The organism is Catenulispora pinistramenti, assembly GCF_018274385.1.
Classification (GTDB): Bacteria; Actinomycetota; Actinomycetes; order Streptomycetales; family Catenulisporaceae; genus Catenulispora; species Catenulispora pinistramenti.
The window spans coordinates 1-6,695 of record NZ_JAAFYZ010000359.1; the positions used below are offsets into that span (position 1 = coordinate 1).

Annotated in this window: 5 protein-coding genes; all 5 read left to right on the forward strand. The window is 69.9% G+C overall.

The genetic code is table 11. From position 1 onward, the window contains the following. The first annotated feature begins 130 nt into the window (after positions 1-130). From KGQ19_RS46605 to KGQ19_RS46625, 5 genes are read left to right on the forward strand one after another with little or no spacing between them, the layout of a single operon-like run. On the forward strand, positions 131-736 hold the full coding sequence (locus KGQ19_RS46605) for an NADH-quinone oxidoreductase subunit J family protein (RefSeq protein WP_212021722.1): 606 nt from the start codon (positions 131-133) through the stop codon (positions 734-736). A 1-nt stretch (position 737) separates the two neighbouring features. Continuing rightward, the gene (nuoK, locus tag KGQ19_RS53225; RefSeq protein WP_212021724.1) at positions 738-1,187 is read left to right on the forward strand and encodes an NADH-quinone oxidoreductase subunit NuoK; all 450 of its coding nucleotides are present in this window, start codon (positions 738-740) and stop codon (positions 1,185-1,187) included. Next, positions 1,184-3,340 carry an NADH-quinone oxidoreductase subunit 5 family protein gene (locus KGQ19_RS46615; protein WP_212021726.1) on the forward strand — a complete coding sequence of 719 codons (2,157 nt, stop codon included), beginning with the start codon at positions 1,184-1,186 and terminating at the stop codon, positions 3,338-3,340. The genes nuoK and KGQ19_RS46615 overlap by 4 nt, the downstream gene beginning before the upstream one ends. A gap of 6 nt (positions 3,341-3,346) precedes the next feature. Then, positions 3,347-4,861 carry a complex I subunit 4 family protein gene (locus tag KGQ19_RS46620; RefSeq protein ID WP_212021728.1) on the forward strand — a complete coding sequence of 505 codons (1,515 nt, stop codon included), beginning with the start codon at positions 3,347-3,349 and terminating at the stop codon, positions 4,859-4,861. 1 nt (position 4,862) lies between these two features. Further along, positions 4,863-6,380, forward strand: a complete 1,518-nt coding sequence (locus tag KGQ19_RS46625; protein ID WP_212021730.1) for an NADH-quinone oxidoreductase subunit N — start codon at positions 4,863-4,865, stop codon at positions 6,378-6,380. Positions 6,381-6,695: the final 315 nt, after the last annotated feature.

The following is a 6,695-nucleotide window of genomic DNA, read 5'->3' on the forward strand; positions in this document are numbered from 1 at the left end:
CCCCCGACAGCACCGGCCACGGCAGCACCGGCCACGGCAGCACCGGCCACGACAGCACCGGCCCCGGCAGCACCGGCCCCGGCCCCAGTGGCTCGAACCCCAGCGCCCCCGACACCCCGGAGGCCGCCGGATGACCACCACCCGCGCCCTCGGCTCCACCACCGGGGTCGAGATCACCTTCATCCTGATCGGCCTGCTGACCTTCGGCGCCGCCGTCCTGACCGTGACCGTGCGCAACCTCGTGCACGCCGCGCTCTGGCTGGTCGTCGCGCTGGGCGGGCTGGCCGGGTGCTATCTGCTGCTCGCCGCCGAGTTCGTGGCGTGGGTGCAGGTGCTGATCTACGTCGGCGCGGTCGCGGTGCTCCTGCTGTTCGGCCTGATGCTGACGCGCGCGCCGATCGGGCGCACCACGGAGCTGGACTCCGGCAACCGCTGGGCCGCCGCGGTGGTGGGGCTGGCGACGGCCGGGGTGCTGGTCAGCGTGATCGGCGACGCCGTGCGGACCACGTGGTTCGACCCGCGCCAGGCGGTGGTCAACGGCACCGCGAAGGCCGTCGGCACCAGCCTGTTCCGCTATTGGGTGCTGCCCTTCGAGCTCCTGTCGGTGCTGCTGCTGGCCGCGCTGGTCGGGGCGATCGTCCTGTCCCGGCGCGACGTGTCAGACGACGTGGACGCCGGCACCGGCATCTCCCAGGCCCAAGCAACCCAGGCCCAAGCGACGGAGGCCGAAGCCTGACATGCACGCCATCTACCCCCTCACCCTCGCCGCCCTCCTCTTCGCGGTCGGCGTCTACGGCTTGCTGGCCCGCCGCAACGCGGTGGCCGTCCTGATGGCGATCGAGCTCCTCCTCAACGCCGTCAACCTCAACCTGGTCACCTTCTCCAGCCTCCTGCGCGACCAGTACGGCATGGGCCAGGTCTTCACCGTCTTCCTGATCACGGTCGCCGCCGCCGAGACCGGCCTGGGCCTGGCGATCGTCCTGCTCCTGTACCGCAACCGCGGCACGGCGGCCATCGACGACGCCCGCGAGCTCGGCGAGGACGGCGCGTTCGGCCTCAAGCGGGTCCCGCAGCAGCCCGACGGCGAGGGCAGCGAAGCCGGAACGGCGACCGGCAACACCGCGGCGACCACCGCGGCGACCACTGCCGCGACCACCGCCCCGGCGCCGAAGGCGGTGACCAAGTGAGCACCCTCGCCCTCTGGATCCCCCTCCTCCCGCTCCTGTCCGCCGCAGCCCTCGCGGCGATCTCCCTCGCTGACCGAGGCCGCGCGCAGAACGGCCGCAGCCGAGCCCGCGCAGCGGTCCCGGCCCTGGCGGTCCTCCCGATCGCCGCCGCGGCCGTCCTCACCTTCGTCGTCCTCTTCGGCCACGGCACCGGCGCCGCGACCGAATCCCGCATCCGCTACGCCGCGACCGGCGGCCCCGAGCTCTGGCTCGGCGCCCGCGTCGACGGCCTCGCGGCCCTGATCGCGGTCCTGGTCGGCGTGGTGGCGACCGCGGTCCAGCTCTACTCGGTCAGCTATATGGCCCACGAAGAGCGCTACACCTCCTACTCCGCACTGATCTCTCTGTTCACCGCCGCGATGCTGGTCGTCGTCTACTCCACCGACCTCCTCGTCCTGCTGGTCGGCTGGGAGATCATGGGCGCCTGCTCCTACTTCCTCATCGGCCACCACTGGGAGCGCCCCGAAGCGCGCAGCGCGAGCGTCAAAGCCTTCCTGGTCACCAAATTCGGCGACGCCCCGTTCCTGCTGGGCATCCTGTTCCTGGCCCACGGCGCGGGGACCTTCCGCATCCAGCCGATCCTCCAGCACGCGATCCAGCAGGGCGGCCACGGCTACACCGCCGCCGGCGCGATCCTGCTGATCGGCGGCGTGATGGGCAAGAGCGCGCAGGTTCCGCTCCAGACCTGGCTCCCGGACGCGATGGCCGGCCCGACGCCGATCAGTGCCCTGATCCACGCGGCCACGATGGTCGCCGCCGGCGTCTACGTCGTGGCCCGCCTCTACCCGGTGTTCCTGGTGACGCCGGCCGCCCTGTGGATCCTCGCGATCTCGGCCACCCTCACCGCCGTGACCGCCGCGCTGTCCGCCTTCGCCCAGCGCGACCTGAAGCGCATCCTCGCCTACTCCACGGTCAGCCAGCTGGCCCTGATGGTCGCGGCCCTGGCCGCCGGCGGCCGCGACGCCGCGGTCTTCCACCTGATGTCCCATGGCGGATTCAAGGCCTTGCTGTTCCTCGGCGCCGGCGTCATCATCCACAAGGCGGGCACCGGAGACGTCGACGAGCTCAACACCCAGGGGCTGCGCCGCAAACTCCCCGTCACCTTCGTCACCATGACGATCGGCCTCGCCGCACTCGCCGGCTTCCCGCCCTTCTCAGGGTTCTTCTCCAAGGAGTCGATCGCCGGCGCGGCCTACGAAACGGCCACGCACTCCGGCCCGACCAAATCGCTGATCGGCATCACGCCTCCGGCCGGCATCGGCTGGCTGGTCCTCGTCGCGACGCTCCTGACCGGCTTCCTCACCGCCGCCTACGCCCTGCGCACCTGGTGGATGCTGTTCGGCCCGCTGGAGCGCGGCTGGTTCCGGTCGGCCGTGGAGATCTCGCAGCGCCAGCTGAAGCCGTCGGAGCCGGCGCAGGAAGCCGAGACGCCGACCGCGGCCGAGGTCGCCGCCGCCAGCGAGTGGGCCTTGGAGGCGCTGGTCGCGGAGTCGATCCGCGAGCAGGACGCGGCGGCGGAAGAGGCCGCGGCCAAGGCGCGGGCCGGCCGTCCCGAGGCGCCACGCGCCGAACTGCTCCCGCTGGTCGTCCTCGCGGCCGTCACCACCGTGTTCGGCTTCGTCGGCCTGAACCTCGGCTGGTTCGCGTCGTGGCTCGGTGACGCCGACGGAGGCGCCTACCGCGCCTCGGCGGCCAAGGCCGGCAAGCTCATCCAGCCTGCCGCCGCCTACCATCTGGCGCCCGCGCTGCTCTCGACGGTCCTGGCGCTGATCGCCCTGGCGCTCGGTTTCGGTGTGGTCTTCGCCGCCGCCCGCGCCAAGCCCGGTGCCGATCCGAACCACGTCCTGGGGTTCCTGCGTAAGCCGGCCTTCCTCGGCTTCCGTGCGGACGACCTCCAGGACGCGGTGGTGGTCCGCCCGATCCAGGTCGCCGCGGACACCGTCGGATTCCTCGACACCGAGGTCGTGGACGGCTACGTCCGGGGCAGCGGCCACGCGGCCCGGCTCCTCGGCGAGGGGCTGCGCCGGATCCAGACCGGCAACGTGCAGCTCTACCTGACCGGGGTGCTGACCGGAGTCGTCGTCATCGCCGCCGCCCTCGGATTCGGAAGGTAGGAAGCGATGGGTGCCCTTCTGCTGGCGATGCTGCTCGTCCCGTTCGCCACTATCGCAGTGCTCTACCTCATGCCGCGGGACAGGGTGGAGCCCCTGGCCTCGCGCCTCGGGTTCTACGCCGGTGCGGTCGTGCTGGTGTTGGCGGTCGCCTTCGCCTGCGCCTTCGACTACACGAAGACCGGCTATCAGGGGTCTGTGAACTGGAACTGGATTCCGGCGCTGCACATCCGGTTCCATCTGGGCGTCGACGGCATCTCGTTGCCGTTGGTCCTGCTGACCGTGCTGTTGTCGGTGCTGTGCTTCTTCTACTCGATCCGGCACATGCCCGAGGGCGGGAGTCAGCGGGCTTACACCGCCCTGCTGCTGCTCCTGGAGATCGGGATGCTCGGGACGTTCCTGGCCGCCGATCTGATCCTGTTCTTCGTCTTCTTCGAGATCGTGCTGCTGCCGATGTGGGCGCTGATCGCCTACTGGGGCGCCGACGGGGCCAAGGCCGCGGCGAACAAGTTCATTCTGTACACGCTGCTCGGTTCGGCTGTCATGGTCGTCGGGTTCCTGGTGGTCTACGCCTACGCCGACAGCTTCGACATGGCGTGGCTGACCGCGCACGCGCGGGGCGACGTGCCGAAGGGCGCGGCGCTGACCGCGTTCGCGCTCATCGCGCTCGGATTCGCGGTGAAGACGCCGATGTTCCCGCTGCACACCTGGCTGCCGGACGCCCACACCGCCGCGCCCACCACGGGTTCGGTGCTGCTGGCCGGGGTGCTGCTGAAGATGGGGACGTACGGGTTCGTCCGGATCGCGGTGCCGATCCTGCCGCAGGCCGCGCCGACGTACGCGCCGGCGCTGGCCGCGTTCGGGGTCGTGGGCGTCATCTACGGGTCGCTGGCCTGCCTGTCGATCGCGCGCAAGCCCGATGGGGACCTCAAGCGGCTGATCGCTTACTCCTCGATCGGGCACATGGGCTTCGTGCTGCTCGGGATCGGGTCGCTGACCACGGTCGGGATGAACGCGGCGTTGTTCGCCTCGGTGGCCCACGGCCTGATCACCGGGCTGCTCTTCTTCCTGGTCGGCGGGCTCAAGGTGCGGGTGCACTCGGCGAAGCTCGACGACATCGGGCGGGCGCTGTATCGGCGGGCTCCGAAGTACGCGGCGCTGATCGCGTTCGCGGCGATGGCCTCGCTGGGGCTGCCGGGGCTCGCCGGGTTCTGGGGCGAGGTGCTGGCGCTGTTCTCGGCGACCAAGCCGGGCAGCGGGCTGACACAGGGTTCGTACATCGCCATGGCGTCGATCGCGGCGCTCGGGCTGGTGCTGACGGCGACGTATCTGTTGGCCGTGGTGCGCCGGGTGTGCATGGGGCCGGCCGCGACGCAGAGCGAGGAGCCGGTGACCGAGTTGACCGCCGTGGAGACCGCGACGTGGACTCCGCTGGTTCTGCTGACGTTGGCCGCCGGATTGTGGCCGGCATTGCTGTTGGGCATCACCAATCCCGCTGTCCGTGTCCTGATGAAGGGAGTCTGACGTGACGATCTCCTCCCTGGTGCAGAACGTTTCGTACGCGCAGATCGCCGCGCCGCTGATCATCGCGGCCGGTGCGGTGGCGGTGCTGGTGGCCGAGGTGTTCCTGCCGGTGCGGCGTAAGCAGCTGGTGTCGTGGTTGTCCTTGGTGGTGTTGGCCGGCGCGGCGGCTCCGGACATCGCGTTGTGGCCGGGGCGCACGACCGGCACGTTCTGCATGCCGCAGAGCGCCGCCGGGCTGTACTCGCTCGGCGTCGGTGAGCCGCACGGGATGCCGAGTACGTGTTCTTACGTGGCCGACCGATTCGCGCTGATCTTCCAGTTCATCGCCCTGGCCGGGGCGTTCATCGTGGTCCTGATGTCGGCCAGCTCGATGAAGCGCGACCGGATCCCGACCGGGGAGTACCACTTCCTGCTGCTGTCGTCGGTCGCCGGCGTGCTGGTGCTGGCGGCGGCCCGCGACCTGATCACCCTGACCATCGCGCTGGAAACGGTGTCACTGCCCGCTTTCGCCCTCGTCGGGTTGAAGCGCTGGAGCGGCAGGTCGTCTGAGGCGGCACTGAAGTTCTTCCTGGTTTCGGTGGCCTCGACCGCGGTGATGCTGTTCGGAATCAGCTTGGTCTACGGCGCCACCGGAAACGTGCACTTCGCGCCGGTCGCCTTGCACCTGCACGCGTTGTCGACCGGGTCCAACGGCCCGATGCGGCACCTGGCCTACCTCGGCGTCGGGATGACACTGGTCGGCTTCGGCTTCAAGGTCTCGGCAGTGCCCTTCCACTTCTGGACCCCGGACACCTACGCCGGCGCCCCGGTGCCGATCGCGGCGTACCTGTCGGTGGTCTCCAAGGCGGCGGGCTTCGCCGGGCTGATCCTGTTGACCGGCACGGCTTTCAGCCCGCTGCTGGACAAGACCGGCCCACTACTCGCCGTCCTGGCCGCACTGACCATGTCACTCGGCAACCTGGTGGCGCTGCGGCAACAGGACGCGGTGCGCCTGCTGGCGTGGTCCACGATCGGCCAGGCCGGATACATCCTGGTCCCGCTCGCCGCCCACGATTCGGTGTCCTACACGAAGCACATCAACGCCTCCGTCGCCTACATCATCATGTACGCGGCGATGAACCTCGGCGCCTTCGCAGTGGTTCACTCGGTCCACACGACCAGCCTGGACGCCTACCGCGGACTGGCGAAGACACGACCGCTGGCCTCGGCAGCACTGGCCTTCTTCCTCCTCTGCCTCGCAGGCCTGCCCCCGGGCCTGATGGGCCTGTTCGCAAAGGTGGCGGTATTCGGCGCCGCGGCCGGCTCGCACCTGGTGTGGCTGGCGGTGGTGATGGCCGTGAACGTGGTGATCGCGCTGTACTACTACCTGAGCTGGACCGCCCGCCTGTTCGCGGCCCCGGACGCGGCCACCGCCTCGGTGGGCCGCTCGCCCGCGACGCTGCGGTTCGCGATCGGGCTGACGATGGTGGCGGCGGTGCTTTTCTCGGTGTGGCCGCAGTCGGCGCTGGGGGCTTTTTAGGGGTTCGGTCTGGTTTGGGGATGTGGGCTGCGGTTTTTTTGTGGGCTTTAAAGGCTTTTTACGGCCTTCGGTCATAGGAGAGCCGGTTCGGGGTTCGGGGTGGTGGGTGTGTTTGTCGGCTGCCGGTTCGCGTGTTCACAACCCCGCCGCACCTTAGGCCTCTTCAAGTCCAGCAAGTCGGGGCAAGGGCACAGGCCAGATCAAGAGCAAGATCAAGAGCCACAAGCAAGATCAAAGTCAAGGGCTGTGATGAAGGGCCGGGCCTCCGGCGGGCCTCGGCAACCTCAGGGAAACTAGCGCGGTTCCCTGGGGTGG